This is a genomic window from Streptococcus orisratti DSM 15617 (genome assembly GCF_000380105.1).
GTDB lineage: Bacteria > Bacillota > Bacilli > Lactobacillales > Streptococcaceae > Streptococcus > Streptococcus orisratti.
Genome location: NZ_KB904481.1, coordinates 1 through 20,512, shown reverse-complemented (window position 1 = coordinate 20,512; position 20,512 = coordinate 1). Strand labels below are relative to the sequence as shown.

Here is a 20,512-nt window from a genome sequence, read left to right as displayed (position 1 = left end):
TGACACGCTCTATGTCGCGTGTTGGTAAGTGTATTGACAACGCACCAATTGAGAGTTTCTTTGGGCACTTTAAGACGGAGTGCTATGATTTGAAGAAATATAAGACCTTTGAGGAGCTGGTTTCAGATATTGATGCCTACATCTATTTTTACAATCATCAACGTTTTCAAGAACGCAACAACGGCCTTGCCCCTCTTGAAATGAGGAACAAGGCCGTCGCCTAATCTTTTATTATTTCATTGTCCACTTGACAGGGAGCAGTTCAACAGCATCAGCCCCCGTGGAAATAGACACTAGTCCGCTAATCTGGTCACAAAGTGTAAAGAGATAGCCTCCATGTGCAAAACCGTAATAATTTAAGGACTTGTCGACAACTTCTGTCGTCACTACTACATGACCTTCTTCGTAAGACACCAATTCAAAATTTTCAAAAACACGAATTTCATGTAATTTATCTTCCATATGTCCTAATGCCTTCCACAACATTTTACGGCTGAGGTGTCATGTATCAGGCCTCCCGAAAGATAAATCTGAACGGCATCATCCGCATTTCCAGACACTCCAGCATAGACAGCTATATCTGTCATATCAAACATTCGCATCACCCCTGGTCCGATACTATTGACAATAACTACATCAACTTGTTCATCCAACAGGGCTTTAAATTTTTGAGAGCCATGCTCTTCAGGTAGTGATAGATATGCAGTTGTCATAACTACTTGTTCAGATAGGTTGTACATTTTAAAGCGTGTGCTAAGTCCAAAATGCCCAAAAATAGTATCGTCATCAGCTACAGGAATTGCAACTTTTACCATAATTCCTCCTTTTTCTTACTAAAAACAGACATCAATCAGTGATATTATCTAATAATTCAGCTATATCATCAATCACTTTAGCGTTCATGGTATTAAGTTTTGCTATTTCCTCAGAGCTATAAGGAAAGGTATTAAGGAGAATACCATCCATCCCTACAGCACTAGCGACAAGCATATCTGATGTAAAATCATTACCAACCATGACACAATCAGCAATGTCTAGATGGTTTTCTTCAAGCAAATGATGCATAAAATCTGGCTGTGGCTTTTTCATCTGAAAATCAGATGAGATATAAATCTTGTCAACCAAATCCGCACAGCCCGTTAATTCAATTTCTGGCTGCGTAAAGGCACGTTGAGCATTGGAAAGAATAAAAATTTTGCCACCTTTATCCTTAATCGTTTGTAAGGTCTTAAGTGTATTAGGATAGGCCTTTAAAATTTTACGAGAATTTATTCTAAACACATTAGCTATTAAATTTCCCCAACTTTCCATATCTTTGATGTGGTTCTCGGTTGGATGTGTCTTTTCTGATTCGGTTAAAAGCTTGATAAAAATAACCACTAAATCAATTTCGACATGCTTGTAAACCGTCTGTTCATACAGTCGTTCTTCTTCAGCTTTAATCAAATCTAGATACTTTTGACGTAGTCTATGTGGTGTGTAATCCGCACCATAAGTAGCATAGAGAGAAGTCAATTGTTGCCAGACAGCTAAGTCTTCCTCATCAGTCAATATATCTACCAAAGTTCCATAAAAATCAAAGATATAATTTTTATATGTTAAGTCTTGCATGAGTCCCTCCATGGATTTATTATAGCACGAAAGGAATGCTCGAACAATGGATTTTTCGGCAACACATTGCCTTCTCCTGTCGCTTTAATTCTCCTTATCGTTCGTCAGTACCAACTGTCTATTTTGATTTTAACTAATACTCTTCGAAAATCAAAAATATCCGTTGTCAACTTGCCTTGATGAACTCAAGTTCTATCGTCGGTTTCGTTTCCTAGGCTACTTTTGATTTTCATTAAGTATAAGTACTGAAAGCTACAAGCTTATCGCTTTCATTTTCAATTAAAAAATACTCCAAAACTTTGAATTTTTTAGTTATTGAAGTATCTGTTCACGTTTTTCAATTTTTTATTACTTTATTGACTAATACTCAATAAAAATCATAGCCAGACTAGTTTCAATAGTCTGTGAGAGTCTAAATGTTAGAAATGGAGCGGACATCCACTCATATCAACAACATACAGACAAAAACAGAAGTTCATCAAATCAAGGCAACAAGGTCTGAATTTGATTTAAAAAAACTATCACTTTGTTGTCCAATACTAGGCTTTGCCACTAGAGAAAGCCTAACATATAGTCAAGTAGTTTATCTTTTATTACTTCGACGTAAGAGGAAACTCCGTTTCCTTATTTCCAACTTCAAACACTCCACTGGATTGTTTGAACTCACTTTGCCGTACTTTACGAAAGTGACTTGCTTCGCACGTCTTATTTCCAACCTAGAACAGCCTAGAGGCTGTTCTAGCAACCTGCAGCTCGTTGCCTTGTACTAAAAGCAAACTAAAAGACTATACAATATTAAGTTGCTATTTTTTAGCTAAACTAGCAGCACGTGCTAGTGAGGAATCAATATTAGCACAAAGATTTTCTTCACCAATTTTGTCGATAAATCCTGCTTTTTCCATGACACGATAAGGTTGGTCATTTACGTGTGACAAAATAAGAGTCATGCCACGTTTTTGACAAATTTCTAAGGTTTCTTCCAAGGCATCCAAACCAGAAACGTCCATGGCAGGGACATTACGCATCCGAAGAATTAAGGCATTCTTACCCTCTTCGTGCTCAATGTTTAGAAAGTCATTGACAGCACCAAAGAAAAGAGCGCCAAAAAGTTCATAAACAACTGCATTTTGAGGAATATATTTTAAATCAGTGGTTTCGGAAAGTTCAGAGTCATCATGTTCATCTTTCTCAACCCATTGTCTCACTTGAGCCACATCTGCCATACGTTTTAAAAAGAGAAAAGCTGCTAATACCATTCCAAATTCAATAGCAACGACTAAGTCAAAAAATACAGTTAAAAGAAAAGTAATTACTAAAACAGCAACATCACTTTTAGGCGCAGTACGAACCATATGTACAAATGTGCGCCAGCCACTCATATTATAACCTACCATAATCAGGACAGCTGCTAAACAACTCATAGGAATCAGAGAAGCATATGGCATCAAGAAAAGTAAAATTAACAATAAGGTAAGCGCATGAATCATCCCCGCTACGGGTGTTCGACCACCGTTTCTAACATTCGCTGCTGTTCGAGCGATTGCACCAGTGGCTGGAATTCCACCAAACAAAGCCGACATCATATTTCCGACACCTTGACCAACAAGTTCAGCATTAGAACGATGATTCCCACCAATCATCCCATCAGAAACCACAGCTGAAAGTAGAGATTCAATAGCTGCTAAAATGGCAATCGTAAAGGCTGGGGAAATCATTTGTCGAATTAGTGAGAAAGACAACACTGGCATAGAGAAATGAGGTAAACCAGCCTTAATTGTGTATAAGTCCCCAATTGTTTTAACGTCTAATTTCCCAAAAGCAACAATGGCCGTTGTGACAAGAATAGCAACTAGGGAACCTGGAATTTTTTGAGAAATCTTAGGCCAGAAAATCTGAATGAGCAAAGCCAATATTCCAATCAAAAGCGTTTGCCAATTTAGGCTATGCATGTTTTCAGCATAGGCAACCATTTTCTCTACAAACTCCGCTGGCACGGCTCCCATGTCTAATCCAAAAAAATCCTTGATTTGCCCAGCAACAATTCCTACGGCAATCCCGAGAGTGAATCCCACTGTAATGGTCTTAGGAATAAACTTGATTAGATCACCAAAATGCAACAATCCCATAATAATAAGCATCAAACCAGCTAAGAAAGTTGCTACCGTCAGACCAGCCATACCATACTGCGCAATGATACCATAAATAATCACTACAAAGGCTGCCGTTGGTCCTCCAATTTGGACTCGGCTACCGCCTAGAAATGAGATAAAAAAACCAGCAACGACAGCCGTATAGAGACCTTGTTCTGGATTAACACCTGAAGCTATCGCTAAGGCAATTGATAGAGGCAAAGCAATAATTGCCACAATAATCCCTGCAACAAGGTCTTTGACAAACTGTGCCCCTGTATAATTCTTCATTAAACTAAAAAATTTTGGTGTAATGTATTTAAAAGCGTCCATTTTCCCCTCCTCCTTTTTTGTTCCCAGACACTTGCGAGAACCTACTATCATTTTAGCACATCTCGTTTGAAATCTCTAGATTATGGGAAATCCTATTTTAATCAAGTAAGAGAAGGATAGACTTTTATTTGTATTTATAGAGACTTGATTGCAGCATCTAAAACTTCCATGACAGCTCTGCTATGTTCTAGAGCAGCCTTTTGGTTGTTGTACTCACGGTTAGAAATAATATTTTGAAAGGCGACAAACTCATCGTGCATGCGGTGGTTGAGACTATTTTGGTTGACAAGCTGCATACTTTGACCGTTAAGGCTAAGATTAACTTCTGGCATCGTATTAGTCGGACCTAAAATGGTTACTGATCCTTTGTTACCTTGAATCGTCGAGCGAATATCTGCACTGCAATCCTTGGCGCCGATACAGACACACTTAAAGTGACCATAGTCCATAACGAGCATGCCAGAGGTGTCCACACCACGTTCCATATTCGCCAAATAGTGAACCATCTCAGGTTTACCGAAGAGGCCGACTACCAAATGAATATTGTAAATATTGAGGTCACGTAGAGCGCCTCCACCTTTTTCTGGGTCAAAAGCTGGCGCAATCTCACCACGTTTGAAAGCATCATAGCGTGAGCTATACTGGGAATAGTTACATTCCACAATTTTTATATCCCCTAGCTTGGGTAAATTTTCCTTGACATAGGAAAAATTTCCTAGATATTGGTTGGTGATAGCTTCTAGGAGAAAAAGCTGACGCTGCTCTGCTATTGCCACCAAGTCCTCAAACTCCGCAAGTGTTAAGGTAAAAGGCTTCTCACAAATCACATGTTTGCCCGCCTGCAAAGCCTTCTTGACATAATCATAATGCAAATGGTTTGGAAGTGCCACATAAATGGTGTCAACGTCTGGATTTGCCAAAATGCTATCATAATCGCTACTTGCTTGAGAAATGCCGTAAATTTCAGCGAGTTTTTGTGCTTTTTCAAGACTTCGTGGTGTTGATAAAATAGCACTTAACTCAATGCCATTAATTTCTTTTAAAACGGGTAACACTTCGTCAACAATTTTTCCTGTTCCTAAAATGGCTAATTTCATGAATTTCCTCCTATCGTATCTTGCTAAACTGTGGGATAAACCACTTCAAATTCTTCTAAAACGATTAAGCTTTCTGGTGTGAATGTCAACCCACATTCTATAAAATAAGGTTTGAAAAAATCTTCATGTGCTTCACGCCATCAGGCTAAGTTTTTATCTCTTTCTCCCTCTTTGTAATGTAAGCATGCTCTGCTGAACCATCTTTAAACGGCAGAAACGTGACTTGCTTGAATTGGACGATACAGATAGTCTCATCTTGACTATTCAGAATCACATCACAGCTACCAACTTGCGGAATGGGGTCATTATCAATATCATATAAATCATAGGCTTAGGCAGTTGCTGTCTTGATCCCTTTAACAACCAAATCCGCCAGCAAATCTGGTTTCGCACCAAATTGCCAAGTGTCAATGTCATCTCCAACATCCGGATGGATTCGCTTGTATTTACTCCAACATTCTTGCGGTGTCATTGTAATCTCCTTAACAATTCTCTAAGCGAAATCATCTTTAGTACTGTCGGACTGCCAATGGTATTCTATCTTGTGGGCGATATCCTTGGCCTTACTTAGTCCAAATTGATCGCTAATAAAGCCTAAGACCATGTCCATCCCTGCCGATACTCCTGAAGACGTGTAATATTTGCCATCAACCACCCATCGAGCTTGTCTAACCCAATCTACTTTTGCATTGGTGGAAGAGACCCAATCAAATGAGCGCTTATTGCTGGTGGCCCTACGACCGTTCAAGAGTCCAGTTTCAGAAAGCAGGACCGCTCCTGTGCATACAGATAAGACATAGCTTGCATTCTCAGCATAACTTTTTACATAATCAATAAAAGAAGGCTGCAAGTAGATGCTTCTAGTCCCTTGGCCTCCAGGAATGAGTAGAATATCGCAGCTTTCACCTGGGCTCATTTTCTCTGTATCAAGGTTTAAACCAACCTTATTTTTTATTCTTCCGCCAAACTCGGAAACATAGCGAAATCGAACCTCATCTAAAAAAGATAGCAATTCGATTGGTCCAAATAAATCTAAGGGTTCAAAACCATCAAACACTAGAACGATTACTTCTAACTTTGTTGTGCTGCTCATTTAAACCTCCGATACAATACCCAAAATAACTTTGGTAGCTTTGCGGCTTTTCTTTCTCCTTTTAAACCCTTCCTTGCTGTCACATACCCAGACGGTTTTTCCCAACCAAATTCTCATATATAGTGAAATCGGCTTAATATTGCCAACAATCCCTTTCATTTCAAATTCACTGCCGTCCGCATGTTCAAACTCTGTGCGCAACCACCATGTATTACCATACCCCAATTCGATAAATTTTTTCATTATAGACTCCACTTCTTGACATCATAATCTAAGAACTCACCCTTTCAAAAAGGGTGCGATTTCTTCGGCATATTCTTCTAAAAGACTTGATTGATAGACTTTTTCACGTCTTGAATCCCTAACCTGCCGCCATAAAATAGAGGCAACCTTCATTGGTGGATAGAACTGTTTACTCAAAGGGTCTTGGTTAAAATTTTTCACAAATCGGTTCCATTGATAGGTCTTTTCTTCGGCATTATCAGGCGAGGGCACTTGCGGTACTTCTAAGACTGCTATCAAATCAGCGATAGTTGCCGAATAATCCTGACTCGCCTCAACCTCTCTCATTTTAATCGCCATTGCTTTTTTGAATGAAAATTTATCAAGGCCAAAGTAGTTTTGGAAAAATTGTCTAGCCTCATCATTGAATGAAAATCCTGAATCCAATAGCTTAGTATTCAAAGTTATTTCAGATGCACTCAAAGTTTTTTTCAAACGTTTGTTTCGTCTAACAGGACAAATTTCCTCTGGTGCTTTCCCTGACAAATACTCTAGGATATAAGCTGTCAGCTCTGCCTTGGTGCCATAGGCTGGCAAGTGGTGTTGACGACAAATATCTTCTAACTCAGTTTTGTACCAGTACTGTTCTCTAAATTCGGCAATGGTCATCTTTTCGGCAAATTCTGCCATATCATACTCCTATTTCAAACTCCATCCGCCATCCATTTTAACAATTTCTCCTTGCATAGATGCCGCCTTTCCAGATGCCAAAAACAAAGTTAACTCTGCAACTTCCTCAGGTAAACTCCACCGTCCGATGGGCGTTTCACTTGCAACCCAATCTGCCAAACCGCCAGGCTCAAAATCTGCTTGTGTCATAGCGGTTTTGACCGCACCTGGTGCAATACCGAAAATTTGGATACCATCTTTGGCATAATCCAAAGCCAACTGGCGCGTAAAACCTGCCAGAGCGTGCTTGGAACTAGTATAGGCAACTCCGCCACCACCCGCTATAAAGCTAGCAATAGAGCACATATTGATAATAATGCCTGATTTTTTCTTGAGCATAGCCGATAAATAGTGACGGCTAATCTTAGTTGTTGCAAAAAAATTGGTTTGAAAGACCTGTTCTAGTTCATCATCGCTGACTTCAAGTAGAGGCTTATAACCATCAAGAATTCCGGCGGTGTTGCATATGATATCTACAGATGGGATAAAGTCGTAGAGCACAGCTAGATCACCTGTTAAGTCAAGTTGGAGAAAATGAAAGTCTGAGTGAGACAGGTCGGGTGCAGCCGACTTGTCAACACCATAGACAGCGTAGCCATTTTCCAAAAAAAGCCGTACTTGTGCTAGGCCAATTCCCGATGAGGCACCTGTTACGAGAACTTTAGTCATAAACTTCTATCCAATCATTGGCCAGAATATCGCAAGGTGTCGGACTCCACATGGAAAAGCCCTCTCCGTCACCAGAAACATTAATCAAAAAATAAGGTGTCGCTTTAAGCTTACGGCCATTAACTTCAAGCGTGTCAAAAAGTTGAACGTAGTTTTCAGCACCACCCCAACCCGTGCGAACGTACTTTTTCTTAGCTTTTAAGCCAGGCAATATTTCTTCAAATGTCATGGTTTTCTCCTTACCTTCTTCGAAAATCAAAATCAGGTACTGTTGACTTGATTTGATGAACTTGAGTTCTATCTACCTCTTCCTTGTTTAGTTTGATTTTGATTTCATTGCGTATTAAAATTTTAATGATTTTATTATATCAAAAAAACGGGCTTAACGTCCGTCTTTTATTTCTATTCAGCCAATCCATGATAGATGTTATAAACTTCCTGCCTACTTAGGCCAAAGTCTTTAGCTACTTTTTTGATGGCCTGATTAGGTTTATTCCCTTGTTCTACCAAATTTTTGACTAAACTTGCAAGGTCTAATTTATCTAAATCTTGTATTTCTTCCTGACTGTTAAAACCAGACACAATCAGCAAGCATTCGCCTTTAAGTGGATTTCCTGAAATGTAGGATAGCACCTCCGAAATGTTGCCACGTTGGTATTCTTCGTAGAGTTTGGTCAATTCACGCACAAGCACAAGCTGGCGGTCACCATAAACTGCCTGCATATTTTCTAGTGTATCAGCAACTCGATAAGGTGATTCATAGAAAATCTGTGTCTCAGGGTAATTCTTCTTGCTTTCAAAAAAGTCTTTCTGCTGACCCGCCTTACGTGGTAAGAATCCATAGAAAATATGAGGCTGCGGGACTAAACCACTTGCAATCAAGGCTGTAATCCCTGCAGAGGCGCCTGGTAGTGCAACGACAGAAATATTTTCAGCAATCGCAGCTTTCACCAAATCATGTCCTGGATCGGAAATTGAAGGCATCCCAGCATCTGACACCTGCGCCAGCGATTTCCCAGATCTCAACAAGTCCACTAAATCTGGAATTTTTTCATAAGCATTGTGCTCATGAAAACTAATCTGTCTGGTTGAAATATCAAAATGTTTAAGTAAAAGACCAGTATTACGCGTATCTTCTGCGCAAATAAAATCCACTGCTTTGAAAACTTCCACTGCACGAAAAGTCATGTCTTGCAGATTACCAATTGGTGTTGGGACCAAATACAGCGTTCCAAAATCTGTTTGACCTTTAAAACTTTTTTGAACTTGCATGACCCCTACTCTCTATATAACAATTCCATACAGAACACACATTCCTCATCGTTTTCACGACGCTGTCCGTAAAATGAGTTGCAGACATGGAAACCATCAAGATAGATATTTTCTAAGTGCTCTTTCCCCTGATTAAGTGTTTTAGACACCGTTTCGTGTTCCAATTGACTAAGGCGTTCTCTTAGTTTTGTGTTTTCAATCCTCAAACTAGTATTTTCTTCCAGCAAATTTTGAACCTGCTTTTTCATGGCTTCAATATCAGCCAAGGTTACCATGAGATTTTGTGAAAAACCATCAAAGGCATCAAATAAATCTTTTTTATCCATTGATTTCAATCTCCTCCAAAGCATAGGTTAGTTGCGTATGAGTTTCTTCAAAACGGACATTCACAGTATCTGAAAAAACATTGATTGCACTAATAACCCCTTGGCCATTTTGAGTAGTGACTTTTGTACCTATATCTGGAAATTTTTCTTTTGAGGTACGGTAAAAGTCATCCTCAAAGCTAAGACAACACATCAGACGACCACAAAGACCAGAAGTTTTTCCTGAGTTCAGTGACAAGCTTTGATTTTTCAGCATTTTGATGGAGACAGGTGGAAATTCTCCTAAAAAGCTAGAGCAACAAAGAGCTCGACCGCACGGCCCCAAGCCACCATAAACTTTACTTTCTTCACGACTATTAATTTGCCGAAGTTCAATGCGGGTCTTGTAGAAACTAGCTAAATCTTTTAGCAAATGGCGAAAGTCAACACGTTCCTCAGCAACAAAAGTAATCAATACATGACTGCGGTCTAGTGGAAAAACAATATCAACCAATTTCATTTTGAGTTGGTTTAAAGAAATAAGTTCTTCAACATCTGCAAAAGTCGCCTCGGCATAGTTTAAATTATCATGATATGCTTGAATATCCAAAGCAGTTGCTAATCCATGGACGGTATCCAGTTCAGCGGGTAATTTCCGCTCATCTAAATCATGATTATCATAAATCACCTTAGCTAAACGATTTCCTTTTTTATTGTTAATGACGATAAGATCGTCTTTTCGGTATTTTTTATCAGGCAAGACATAAGTGAGTTGTCCGATATCGTCATATTTAACACCTAATACTTCTGTCATGAAATCACCATATATTCTAATGCATTCTGAAAACTCACATTGCTAATCCACATCAGACGTGCTTTATTTATTTTTTGTAAATCAACAACTTTTTTCTGAGAAACACTTCCCTTACCTAAAAGAAGCATCAAGAATTGAAGTACCAACTCCTGTTCGTTTTTATCCGTCGCGATTTGGGTAAGCCTAGACACTTCCAAATAAGCTTGGTCAGTATTTTTTTGCCAGATTTGATAAAATCTCTGGCTAGCTTGTAATAAGTCAAGATTTTTTTTATTTTGAACAAGTTTTTCCAAATCCGAAGCGTCTTTAGCCACTTGAGCAAAAAGCTGTGCATTCGTCTTTAAAAGTCCAGCCTTCTCGGCTACTTCTGTAAGGTAGTTTATATTTTTAGGAAAGTTAAAAATCTGACAGCGGCTCTTAATCGTTGGCAGAACTTTATTAGCATCACTAGTCAGAAGAAACATATAGGAATCACTCTGCGGCTCTTCTATAAACTTTAAGAGGCTGTTGGCTGCGTTGAGATGCATCTTTTCGCAATCTCGAATGATAAAAACTTGTGATGTTCCTTCAAAACCAGTTCTTGAAAAATTGCTCATCAACTCCTTAACTGTTTCAGTCTTAATAATTTGCCCCACAGGCTCTAGATACTTGACATCTGAAAACTCATTTCTAGCAATTAATTGGCAAGAACGGCAATTTCCGCAAGGAAGTTGGTCTTTTGGGCTTTCACAGAAACGGCTTTGCGCTAGATAAAGTGCCATGTCAAGACTGGCAAAATCTCCTGAAAAAAGGTAGGCATGATTTAGTCTTTTAGTCTCTAAAATGGCTTTAAATTCTGCAAATAACTTAGGCTGCAAGCGCTCCAAATCCATCATTCATCACTCCTCTTCACTCAAGCAGTCTAAAATTTCCTTCAAAGCATCAGCAACAACTTGCTCTAAGTCTTGTGAAGCATCAATCGTTACCACGCGGCTCTTCTCCAGCTCTGCCAACTCAAGGTAGCCTTGGCGCACACGTTGGTGTATTTCTAATTTTTCAAGGTCAAGGCGATTGATTTCTCGCTCTGCATTCTTGGCGATACGGGTAAGTCCAGTCTCTGAATCAATGTCAAAATAAAGGGTCAAATCAGGTTTGCGGCTATCAGTGGCAAAATCATTTAACCAAGAAATTACTTGCTTGTCCAAGCCTCGACCAGAACCTTGATAAGCTACTGAGCTGTCAATAAATCGGTCAATAAGGACTAGCTTCCCAGATTTTAAAGCCGGCAAAACTTTCTCCACAAAATGCTGACGACGAGCTGCCATATAAAGCAAGAGTTCAGTCTTATCATCCATGCTCGTATGATTAACATCTAAGATAATATCGCGAATACGCTCTGCAATATCTACTCCACCAGGTTCTCGGGTACTAACAATTGACCGATTGAGTTTTTCTGATAAAATCGGTAAAAGTCGATTGATAACCGTTGTCTTCCCAGCACCATCTGGCCCTTCAAATGAAATGATAAGTCCTTTTTTCATGTTTCATCCTTAAAATATTATTATTACTATTTTATCAAAATTTATCAAAAAAAGACACCATCAGATCATGACGGTATCACTTAAAATTCAGAACTCATATTTACAGCAAAATCCTTTTAGTCAAGATTGCTTGCTATTGTCAAAGGAAATTCAACCAAATCTGCATCTCCTCAAAAAATACTTTACCAGTGATTGTAAGTGCTTAGTCCAGAGATTTCGCAACGGTTTTTTCTACAGCTTTGACATCAATTCCTCTCTCAATCAACTTATTCTTTAGATTTTCAATGTCAGTTTTTCCATCAATCTGCACTTCCACAGCTACCTTGCCCGATTGACGTGTTGCAATAATAGTTCGCTTGATATTTAAGTTCATTTCAGCGATAGTATCAATTACCTTAGCCAAAATGCCGACCGTGTCTTCTGCTAAAATTTCTACACGAACACCTTCCTCGCCATAACCAGAAATTTCTAAAAAGGCCTTGAAAACATCTTTATCTGTGATGATACCATAAACTTGCTCATTATCAACAACTGGCAAGACACCAACATGGTGCTTCATCATGAGGTAAATAGCATCCTCAAGACGGTCGTATTGAGAAACTGTAATAACATTTTTAATCATAAGATCACGAATTTTTGTTTTATTAAGCAGATAGTTCATCTCGTAAATTGAGAGACTAGTTGCTTTAGAAGGGCTGGCCTCCGCAATAGTTCCTTCTGTCACAAGACCGATTAGCTTATCGTTTTCGATAACTGGTAGGCGGCGTAACCCTTGCTCACGCATCATATCAGCCGCATGTGCAACCGTTGTATCAGGGGAAACGTACACAACTTTTTTTGTCATGAAATCTTTTACTGACATCACAAATTCCTCCAAGCATTTCTTGATTTTATTATAGCATAAGTTGGAAACGACTTCTCTAAAAAAATGAAAATGTCGTGAAAGTTCTACTCTTCAAAAAACTTCAGTCCCTTACCCGGTAAGCATCTACACTGCTCATCATGCATAAGTCATCTCATTGTCCCAAACGAATCATTTCTTCAATGGCTCTTTTAGCCCCTTGAATAACATGCTCTTCTAAAAAAATTTCTTCGCCTGAACGCCCTAACAGACATTGATAAACATCCGCCAAAGTAGTCATCTTCATATTATGACAGACACATTCTCTAGAAAGAAGATAAAACTGTTTATCCGGACATTCAAATTGTAAGTGTTGGACGATGCTACTTTCCGTTCCAATGATGAATTCCTTTTCGGAACTTTCCCTAGCATAGGCCATGATTTCAGTTGTACTTCCTGCAAAATCTGCCAATTCTGTAACTTCACTCAAGCATTCTGGATGAACAAGTAACTTGGCATTAGGATGAAGCTGTCTTGCTTGATCTACATCACGTTTTCTCATTCTCATATGTGTCGGACAACCTCCTTTAAAAAATGCAAACTGTTTATTTGGACATTGTTTTTCTACCCACTCCCCAAGGTTTTTGTCTGGAATAAATAATATTTTATCATTTTGAATATTATTAATGATATGAACAGCTGATGAGGATGTCACACAAACATCTACAGCTGTTTTTAACTCTGAAGTTGTATTGATATAGTTATTTAGTTTTAAAATAGTATTTCAAGGCGAACTGAACAGAACGACCTGTTCTTAACAATTCAGTCACCTTTCTTTTTAGAGTAGCCCAAAACTGTTCGATGGGATTGAGTTCAGAAGAATAAGGTGGTAAGGGAAGAAAGTAATGCCCGCTAGCTATAGAACACTCATCAAGGTGCTTTTTAGGATGAAAGGTGGCATTATCCATAATAATCAGATGTGGCTCTGATAAGCACGGTAATAGTTCCTTTTGATACCATGTCATAAAAAGCTCTGCTGTCATTGTTCCCTGATACAACAATGGTGCTACAATTTGGGAACCAATTTGCCCTGCGACAACAGAGAGCCTTTCAAAGCGACGTCCACTGACCTTGTCATAGACTTTTTGACCGCGTACAGCTCTGGCTTTGTGACGATAAAGATAGGTGTCAATGCCAGTCTCATCACTATAGACAATTGGTGTATTAGGAAAACACCCTAAAACATCTAAGTAGCATCTAACCTTTTCGTTATCTTGTTCTTTATAGGTTGTCGTCTTTTTTTAAAGTGATGTTCAGTTTTTTAAGGCTGCCCAAACGGAGGGAATACTACAGTTAAAATGCTCTGCTATTTCTCTTAAAAAAGCATCTGGATGTTGGTTAACAAAGGCTTCTAACTTATCCAATGGCAATTTGCGAGGGCTTGGTTTCCTTTTTTGGCGCTCCAAATGACCAAGTTCTTTGAGTTGTTTCTCCCAAAGATACAGTGTATTAGTGCTAATTCCAAATAACTGACACGTTTCTTTTTTGGAATGACCAGCCTCTACATAATTAATAACTCGTTTTCTAAAATCTATTCCGTAACTTTTCATAAGTATACTATAGCACATACTGCATAGAAACTAAAGAACTATATAACCAAAGATAGTATCCATAGATTAACCTCCATAGATTAACTAAACTTGATGTTCAATATGTTTCAAGTGGTGCTCTTACCCACTCCGCAAATATCTTAGACCTATCCCTAAAAAATCTTCATCCCATCTCGACAGTTAAAAAATAAGTATGTTCGTTGAAAATCTGAACTAAATTTTATATGTCCATACTAATAAACTCCATTCCATACTCTTCTATTACTTAGTTATCCCTTTAGCATCCTTCAATACAATGCCCGATACCTTATCTCAAAGGTACTCTGAAAGACTGTATCTACAACTTCATTTTCACATCTAGTCAAATATTGATTTTCATCGAATAAAAGGTTAGTAATTTCATAAATGATTAAAAAAAAAAAAAAAAACGAATGAAACGATAAAGATACTTTTAAATCGTTAATCATTCGTTTTTTAGCTGTTTTATCCACCAAGATAAGCCTTGCGAACTTCCTCAGAAGCGAGTAATTCTTGTCCTGTTCCGGACAGGACAATCTTACCTGTCTCCAGAACATAACCACGATCTGCAATAGATAATGCCTTATTTGCATTTTGTTCAATCAAAAGCACAGTAGTTCCTTGTTTTTGAATATCTTGGATAATATCAAAAATTTCTTGAATGAAGATTGGAGCAAGTCCCATGGATGGTTCATCCAAAAGTAACAATTTGGGTTTGCTCATAAGTGCACGCCCCATAGCAAGCATCTGCTGCTCACCACCAGATAAAGTTGCTGCATCTTGATTTTTCCGTTCCTCCAAACGTGGGAAACGCTCAAAGATCTTCTTCATATTGAGTTTGTTTTCTTCCTTATTTTTACTTAAGAAAGCACCCATCTCAAGATTTTCTAAAACAGTCAACCCAGGAAAAACATGACGACCTTCCGGAACCTGTGCCAAGCCTTCAGCCACAATCTTACGCGCCGGAACTTTTTGGATGTCATTTCCAAGATAAAAAATACTTCCTTCGCTTGGACGAACAAGACCAGAAATCGTTCGTAAAATAGATGTTTTCCCTGCTCCGTTAGCACCAATCAGGGTAACGACTTCACCTTCATTAACTTCAAAGCTGACATTTTTTACAGCTTCAATTGCACCATAGCTGACTGAAAGATTCTTAATTTTTAGCATTGCCATTAAGCGTCACCTCCAAGGTAGGCTTCAATAACCCGTTTGTTTGTCTTGATTTCATCAGGTGTGCCATGTGCAATCAATCTGCCATATTCCAAAACATAGATTCGTTCCGTCACTTCCATTACCAAACTCATATCATGCTCGATTAAGATGATAGTAATACCAAATTCTTCTTTGATTTGGCGGATAAGAGCGGTCAATTCAGCAGTTTCTTGAGGATTCATACCCGCGGCAGGTTCATCTAAAAAGAGGATTTTGGGTTCAGTTGCTAAAGCACGGACAATTTCCAAACGGCGTTGTTGACCATAGGGTAGATTTTTTGCCAAAGTATCAGCTTCACCCTCTAAATTAAAAATTCCGAGCAGCTTCATTGCTTTTTGACATAAGTCTTTCTCACTTTGATAAAATTTGGGTAAGCGTAGCATACTCGAAAACAAATGAGATTTATGTTGATTGCTCATTCCAACTAAAACGTTATCCAACACCGTCATATTCTTGAAAAGTCGAATATTTTGGAAAGTACGTGACAAACCCAGTGATGCAATCTTGTCTGGCTTCTTACCATTAAGAACAACACCATCCAAAGTAACAGTTCCTTCACTTGGCTCATACACGCCTGTTAAAAGGTTGAAAAGGGTTGTCTTTCCTGCACCATTTGGTCCAATAAGCCCAACTAACTCTCCTTCGTTGAGTTCCATAGTCACATCACCGACAGCAGTTAGACCACCAAAATTTTTTGTTAAATGTTTAACTTCAAGAAGTGCCATTATTTGCCCTCCTTAACTTTTTTTGAAAATAGTTTTGAAAGAACCAACTCTTTTGTCCCCAAAAGACCACTTGGACGGAAAACCATTACAAGTATAAGAGCTAGTGAGTAGATAATCATGCGTAGTTCCGAAACATTTTGTAAGAACATATTCAAAACACCAAGAACAACAGCTGCAACAATTGTACCAGTCATTGAGCCCAAACCACCGAGAACAGCGATGATAAGGTAATCAATAGAACGCATGATAGTGAAATCTTTAGGAACAACAGTTCCAATATAACCTACATAAAGAGAACCAGCAATACTTGCAGTCATAGCCGCAAAAGCAAAGGTCATGACTTTAATTTTTGTTGTATTAACACCCATTGCCTCTGCTGCAATCTCATCTTCGCGAACCGAGAGAACTTGACGTCCTACAGAACTACGAATATAGTTCATCATAAGTAGCGCAATAACAACCACAAAGACAAAAACCAATTGCCAACTAGTAAAAGGCAAAATTCCTGTCAAACCAGCAGCACCATTTGTCAAATCACCACCATTAACAATAGCAATGCGGATAATTTCGGCAACCCCAAGAGTCGCAATAGCTAGGTAATCACCTTTCAACCGTAGTGTTGGAAAACCAACGATAACAGCAACCAGACCTGCTACGACCATACCGACAAGCATCGATAAATAAAAGCCAGCATAAGTTGGATTAGACTTTGTAACAATGGCTGTTGCATAAGCGCCAATTGCCATAAATCCTGCTTGACCTAATGGAAATTGTCCAGAAAAGCCAAGAACAAGGTTCGTTCCCATAGCCATTATCATAGAGATACCAATTCCCATTAAAATTTGGATATGATAAACACGAAGGATTCCTGTGCTAACGAAGACTGAAAGTAAAACGAAGGTCACCCCAATCAAAGCAAGCCACGATAAAATTGATTTTATATTTTTTTTCATGCTTAAACCTTCTCTTTCACATTTTTACCAAGAATACCAGCTGGACGGACCAAAAGAATGATAATCAAAATCGCATAAACAACTGCATCCTTGTAACTTGATAGCCCAATAGAAATAGAGAATGTCTCCAAAAGACCAATAATAAAGCCACCCAAAGCGGCACCTGGAATAATACCAATTCCCCCAAGAACAGCCGCAACAAAAGCTTTGATACCTGGGGTCATCCCCATTAACGGATCAATAGAATTGTAATAAAGACCAATCAAGACACCTGCTGCACCAGCAAGTGCTGATCCCAAAGCAAAAGTGAAACTGATTGTCGAATTAACATTAATCCCCATCAATTCAGCTGCATCACTGTCAACCGAAACCGCCCGCATGGCCTTACCCATTTTTGTCTTTTGAACAATAAACTGCAAAGCTAACATCAAAAAGATAGAGACACCCAAAATGGTTAACTGGACATTCGTAACACTGACTGGGCCAAGGTTATATTTAACAGTTTCAAGCGCTTGCGGAAAGGCACGAATATCGGCTCCTACCAAATAAACCATCCCATATTCCAAGAGGAAAGAAACACCGATAGCCGTGATCAATGCAGCAATACGAGTTGAATGTCGTAAAGGACGATATGCCAGAAACTCAATGACCATACCTAAAATAGCTGTAAGCACCATTGTCAAAATCAAAGCGATGAAAAAATTCATATGATAGGTATTAATCAAATAATAACCAATGAAAGCACCCATCATGTAGATATCACCATGGGCAAAGTTAATTAGCTTGATAATACCATAAACCATGGTATATCCGAGAGCGAGCAATGCATACACACTTCCCAAAATCAAGCCATTGACAAGTTGTTGGAGCATAAATTCACCAAACTTTCTATAACATAATAAGAACTGGGAGGTGGTATGCCCCCCAGACTTTTAACATTTTATTTTACCTCAACAGCTGTAGCTGATTTTTGTTGACCATTCTCCAACTCAACCATAATAGCTGACTTAACTGGATTATGGTCTTTATCAATAGTCATTTTACCAGTTACACCATCAAAATCCTTAAGTGATGCTAAATTCTTAGCAAGTTCTTTTGAGTCTTTTGCACCTTCAGCAGCTTCGGCTGCCATGTAAATTGAATCATAAGCAAGCGCAGCAAACATATTTGGGGCCTCACCATATTTATCTGTATATGCCTTGATAAAGCTATCAGATTTTTTCTCTGAAAGCTTAACAGATGTTGAATAACCTGCTACATAGAAAACATTGGTAGCATTAGCTGCACCAGCACCTTCGATAAATTTCTCATCTGAGAATCCATCAGGACCAAGGATTGGCTTATCAATTCCCATTTCACGTGCTTGCTTAGTAATCAAACCTGTTTCAGTATAATAACCAAGAAGAACAATGGTATCGAAATCTTTATCTTTAACTTTTGTCAAAGCAGCTTGGAAGTCTTTATCCCCTGATTGATAAGTTTCTTCAATAACATCACCCTTGTAGGCAGCCTTAAAAGCCTTATAAAGACCTTTAGCATAATCACTTGAAGCATCGTAATAAACAAGTGCTTTCTTAGAACTCAAATCCTGAGTAGCATATTGCGCGATAACCTGACCTTGGAAGCTATCTTGGAAGGTTGTACGGAAAACATACTCCTCAACTTTTCCATCTTTTGAAGTTAAATCATCTTGTGTTCCAGAAGGCGTCAACAAGGGAACTCCTGCCTTTGTAGCATTTGGTGATGCTGCTGCAGTTGCGCCCGATGTCGCTGGACCTAAAATCAAATTAACTTTGTCTTCTGTTGCCAAACTTGTTGATACCGTCGCAGCTTCAGAGTTATCAGATTTGTTGTCTTTAGAGACAACTTTAATCTTTTTACCATCAACACCGCCTGCTGCATTGATTTCCTCAACAGCAAGATCAGCACCATTTTTTTCTTGATTACCATATGCGGCTACATTACCTGACAGCTCAAGGTTATAACCGATTTTGATAGTATCACCGATGGTGGTACCTGTAGCATCAGATGTTGAACTTGGGGCAGCTCCACAAGCTGCCAAAGCAGCCGCGCTAAAAAAGGCAACTGCAGAAAGTATGATTTTTTTCTTCATTCCTAATTCTCCTAAAGATCGAATAATGATATGTAAATAAGATACTGAATTATCTGAAAATTGTCAAGAGTTTTATCTCTGTTTTTCTAAACTTTCTTCACGACTTTCTTCACGATGAAGATTGCCGACAAAATGAGTATCAACTTCCAAAAGGTAGGATGGCACGACTTCTTTCACAAATTTTTGACCAGACAGTTCTTTAATTGTCTCATCGATTTTTTCTTGTTCTAAATAGAGCAAGAGATAGCGAAAACGTCGAGAATGATAATGGACATCCCCATATTTGCTAACTTTTCGTGCATCACGATTATAGTATAGATAGACAACAAGTCCTACTCGACTAGTTTTCTCCAACATTTGAATCCTTCTCTCTAATATTATCTCCACGACCATGTCCATGTTTTGGTCGTTTTGGTGCCAATGGCAGTCCAGTATCTACAAAAATATCTGATGAAATTGATTGCGAAAGCAAGCTAGACAATTCAGCTAAAACCTCCTGTAGGGCAACTTCTGCCTGCCTGTAGGCAATCACCTTAGGGTGTGTATCTAGTGTTCTTTTTTTTGAAAGAAGCTGACGCCTCAATTGTGCAACGTCTGGTCTAAATGCTAAAAACTCCTTGACCTCTTCGTACTGTTCTTGACAATTTTGAAAATCACTAATGGCTGCTTGAATATCCTCTGATTGCAAAAAAGCTAATCTCGTTTGGCGATACTCTTGAACAACAGGTAACTTTAAAAATGCTCGCACAACTTCGTCAATGGCATCGTCAATCTCATATAACTCTTGATTAATGCTTAACATGCTATCATTATATCATATTTCATCTAATCATGACCACCCGTCTAACGGGTGGCTTGAACAGGGGCTATAAGCCCACATCACCAGCCAGCGCCTAAAGACGCTGGCTTTCACTTTGTTCAAGCCTAACCGCTTTTGACTCGTCACTTGTCTCTTAAAGAGGCGTTGGTATTACTTGCCATCATCCCTAAAGGGATCTTCGTATTCTTTTACGCTCAATTTATCTAGGGCGAGGTCATGTTTAACTCGCTTTCTAGATTTAAGCTCGTGAAGAAATCATCCACTGGATAATTTCTTTNTTCTTGGATATATTTTTTGATAGTGGCTTCGTTCAGTCCAACTGTGCTCACATAATAGCCCTCTGCCCAAAAATGGCGATTCCCAAACTTGTATTTGAGATTGGCGTGTTTGTCTAACATCTTCAGGGCACTCTTACCTTTTAAG

Annotated in this window: 26 protein-coding genes and 3 pseudogenes; 1 reads left to right on the top strand and 28 read right to left on the bottom strand. The window is 38.8% G+C overall.

Annotated features, from left to right (window positions below; genetic code table 11):
• The coding region (locus A3I7_RS0107960) for an IS3 family transposase (protein WP_018376259.1) at positions 1 to 224 on the top strand (224 nt) is incomplete at its 5' end.
• Between the two features lie 34 nt (positions 225 to 258).
• On the opposite strand, the pseudogene A3I7_RS13225 reads toward A3I7_RS0107960, so the two are convergent.
• From A3I7_RS13225 to A3I7_RS13215, 28 genes and pseudogenes are all read right to left on the bottom strand, one after another.
• Positions 259 to 462, bottom strand: a pseudogene (locus tag A3I7_RS13225) (PaaI family thioesterase); the annotation flags it as partial.
• A 5-nt stretch (positions 463 to 467) separates the two neighbouring features.
• Positions 468 to 815, bottom strand: coding sequence for a NifB/NifX family molybdenum-iron cluster-binding protein (locus tag A3I7_RS0107950; RefSeq protein ID WP_018376257.1), 348 nt, complete (start codon positions 813 to 815; stop codon positions 468 to 470).
• A 31-nt stretch (positions 816 to 846) separates the two neighbouring features.
• Positions 847 to 1,611 carry an HAD family hydrolase gene (locus A3I7_RS0107945; RefSeq protein ID WP_018376256.1) on the bottom strand — a complete coding sequence of 255 codons (765 nt, stop codon included), beginning with the start codon at positions 1,609 to 1,611 and terminating at the stop codon, positions 847 to 849.
• 803 nt (positions 1,612 to 2,414) lie between these two features.
• Positions 2,415 to 4,073, bottom strand: coding sequence for a SulP family inorganic anion transporter (locus A3I7_RS0107940; protein WP_018376255.1), 1,659 nt, complete (start codon positions 4,071 to 4,073; stop codon positions 2,415 to 2,417).
• 134 nt (positions 4,074 to 4,207) lie between these two features.
• Positions 4,208 to 5,170 (bottom strand): Gfo/Idh/MocA family protein, encoded by a 963-nt coding sequence (locus A3I7_RS0107935; protein ID WP_018376254.1) that lies wholly within the window; start codon positions 5,168 to 5,170, stop codon positions 4,208 to 4,210.
• Between the two features lie 23 nt (positions 5,171 to 5,193).
• Positions 5,194 to 5,642: pseudogene (locus tag A3I7_RS13220) on the bottom strand (ASCH domain-containing protein).
• Between the two features lie 21 nt (positions 5,643 to 5,663).
• Positions 5,664 to 6,263: a DJ-1/PfpI family protein gene (locus A3I7_RS0107925; protein ID WP_018376252.1), complete on the bottom strand. Its 600-nt coding sequence runs from the start codon at positions 6,261 to 6,263 to the stop codon at positions 5,664 to 5,666.
• Entirely contained in the window at positions 6,264 to 6,506 is a 243-nt protein-coding gene (locus A3I7_RS0107920; RefSeq protein ID WP_018376251.1) for a DUF3977 family protein, read from the bottom strand.
• Positions 6,507 to 6,542: 36 nt separating this feature from the next.
• Positions 6,543 to 7,175 carry an SAP domain-containing protein gene (locus A3I7_RS0107915; RefSeq protein WP_018376250.1) on the bottom strand — a complete coding sequence of 211 codons (633 nt, stop codon included), beginning with the start codon at positions 7,173 to 7,175 and terminating at the stop codon, positions 6,543 to 6,545.
• 9 nt (positions 7,176 to 7,184) lie between these two features.
• Positions 7,185 to 7,883, bottom strand: a complete 699-nt coding sequence (locus A3I7_RS0107910) for a 3-oxoacyl-ACP reductase (protein WP_018376249.1) — start codon at positions 7,881 to 7,883, stop codon at positions 7,185 to 7,187.
• Entirely contained in the window at positions 7,876 to 8,112 is a 237-nt protein-coding gene (locus A3I7_RS0107905; RefSeq protein ID WP_018376248.1) for a DUF2829 domain-containing protein, read from the bottom strand. Before A3I7_RS0107905 ends, A3I7_RS0107910 begins: the two co-directional genes overlap by 8 nt.
• Before the next feature lie 173 nt (positions 8,113 to 8,285).
• A complete protein-coding gene (gene rsmI, locus A3I7_RS0107900) occupies positions 8,286 to 9,155 on the bottom strand; it encodes a 16S rRNA (cytidine(1402)-2'-O)-methyltransferase (protein WP_018376247.1) in 870 nt (289 codons plus the stop codon).
• A gap of 5 nt (positions 9,156 to 9,160) precedes the next feature.
• Complete coding sequence (gene yabA, locus A3I7_RS0107895) at positions 9,161 to 9,481, bottom strand: DNA replication initiation control protein YabA (protein WP_018376246.1); 321 nt, start codon at positions 9,479 to 9,481, stop codon at positions 9,161 to 9,163.
• Positions 9,474 to 10,274, bottom strand: a complete 801-nt coding sequence (ricT, locus tag A3I7_RS0107890; RefSeq protein WP_018376245.1) for a regulatory iron-sulfur-containing complex subunit RicT — start codon at positions 10,272 to 10,274, stop codon at positions 9,474 to 9,476. Before ricT ends, yabA begins: the two co-directional genes overlap by 8 nt.
• A complete protein-coding gene (locus A3I7_RS0107885; RefSeq protein WP_026217186.1) occupies positions 10,271 to 11,146 on the bottom strand; it encodes a DNA polymerase III subunit delta' in 876 nt (291 codons plus the stop codon). Before A3I7_RS0107885 ends, ricT begins: the two co-directional genes overlap by 4 nt.
• Before the next feature lie 6 nt (positions 11,147 to 11,152).
• On the bottom strand, positions 11,153 to 11,794 hold the full coding sequence (tmk, locus tag A3I7_RS0107880) for a dTMP kinase (protein ID WP_018376243.1): 642 nt from the start codon (positions 11,792 to 11,794) through the stop codon (positions 11,153 to 11,155).
• Positions 11,795 to 11,996: 202 nt separating this feature from the next.
• The gene (locus tag A3I7_RS0107875; RefSeq protein ID WP_018376242.1) at positions 11,997 to 12,656 is read right to left on the bottom strand and encodes a CBS domain-containing protein; all 660 of its coding nucleotides are present in this window, start codon (positions 12,654 to 12,656) and stop codon (positions 11,997 to 11,999) included.
• Between the two features lie 154 nt (positions 12,657 to 12,810).
• On the bottom strand, positions 12,811 to 13,392 hold the full coding sequence (locus A3I7_RS12690; protein WP_281166550.1) for a quinolinate synthase NadA: 582 nt from the start codon (positions 13,390 to 13,392) through the stop codon (positions 12,811 to 12,813).
• Positions 13,393 to 13,396: 4 nt separating this feature from the next.
• The gene (locus tag A3I7_RS14770) at positions 13,397 to 13,852 is read right to left on the bottom strand and encodes a transposase (protein WP_156812759.1); all 456 of its coding nucleotides are present in this window, start codon (positions 13,850 to 13,852) and stop codon (positions 13,397 to 13,399) included.
• A 96-nt stretch (positions 13,853 to 13,948) separates the two neighbouring features.
• A complete protein-coding gene (locus tag A3I7_RS14765) occupies positions 13,949 to 14,245 on the bottom strand; it encodes an IS630 transposase-related protein (protein WP_018376239.1) in 297 nt (98 codons plus the stop codon).
• Between the two features lie 483 nt (positions 14,246 to 14,728).
• Positions 14,729 to 15,439, bottom strand: coding sequence for an ABC transporter ATP-binding protein (locus tag A3I7_RS0107855; RefSeq protein ID WP_018376238.1), 711 nt, complete (start codon positions 15,437 to 15,439; stop codon positions 14,729 to 14,731).
• Positions 15,439 to 16,203 carry an ABC transporter ATP-binding protein gene (locus tag A3I7_RS0107850; RefSeq protein ID WP_018376237.1) on the bottom strand — a complete coding sequence of 255 codons (765 nt, stop codon included), beginning with the start codon at positions 16,201 to 16,203 and terminating at the stop codon, positions 15,439 to 15,441. Before A3I7_RS0107850 ends, A3I7_RS0107855 begins: the two co-directional genes overlap by 1 nt.
• Positions 16,203 to 17,156, bottom strand: coding sequence for a branched-chain amino acid ABC transporter permease (locus A3I7_RS0107845; protein ID WP_018376236.1), 954 nt, complete (start codon positions 17,154 to 17,156; stop codon positions 16,203 to 16,205). Before A3I7_RS0107845 ends, A3I7_RS0107850 begins: the two co-directional genes overlap by 1 nt.
• Before the next feature lie 2 nt (positions 17,157 to 17,158).
• Positions 17,159 to 18,028, bottom strand: a complete 870-nt coding sequence (locus A3I7_RS0107840) for a branched-chain amino acid ABC transporter permease (RefSeq protein WP_018376235.1) — start codon at positions 18,026 to 18,028, stop codon at positions 17,159 to 17,161.
• 68 nt (positions 18,029 to 18,096) lie between these two features.
• Complete coding sequence (locus A3I7_RS0107835; protein ID WP_018376234.1) at positions 18,097 to 19,269, bottom strand: ABC transporter substrate-binding protein; 1,173 nt, start codon at positions 19,267 to 19,269, stop codon at positions 18,097 to 18,099.
• Between the two features lie 72 nt (positions 19,270 to 19,341).
• Positions 19,342 to 19,626 (bottom strand): DUF2129 domain-containing protein, encoded by a 285-nt coding sequence (locus tag A3I7_RS0107830; protein WP_018376233.1) that lies wholly within the window; start codon positions 19,624 to 19,626, stop codon positions 19,342 to 19,344.
• Complete coding sequence (locus A3I7_RS0107825; protein WP_018376232.1) at positions 19,610 to 20,071, bottom strand: YlbF/YmcA family competence regulator; 462 nt, start codon at positions 20,069 to 20,071, stop codon at positions 19,610 to 19,612. The genes A3I7_RS0107830 and A3I7_RS0107825 overlap by 17 nt, the downstream gene beginning before the upstream one ends.
• A gap of 168 nt (positions 20,072 to 20,239) precedes the next feature.
• Positions 20,240 to 20,512, bottom strand: a pseudogene (locus A3I7_RS13215) (transposase); the annotation flags it as partial.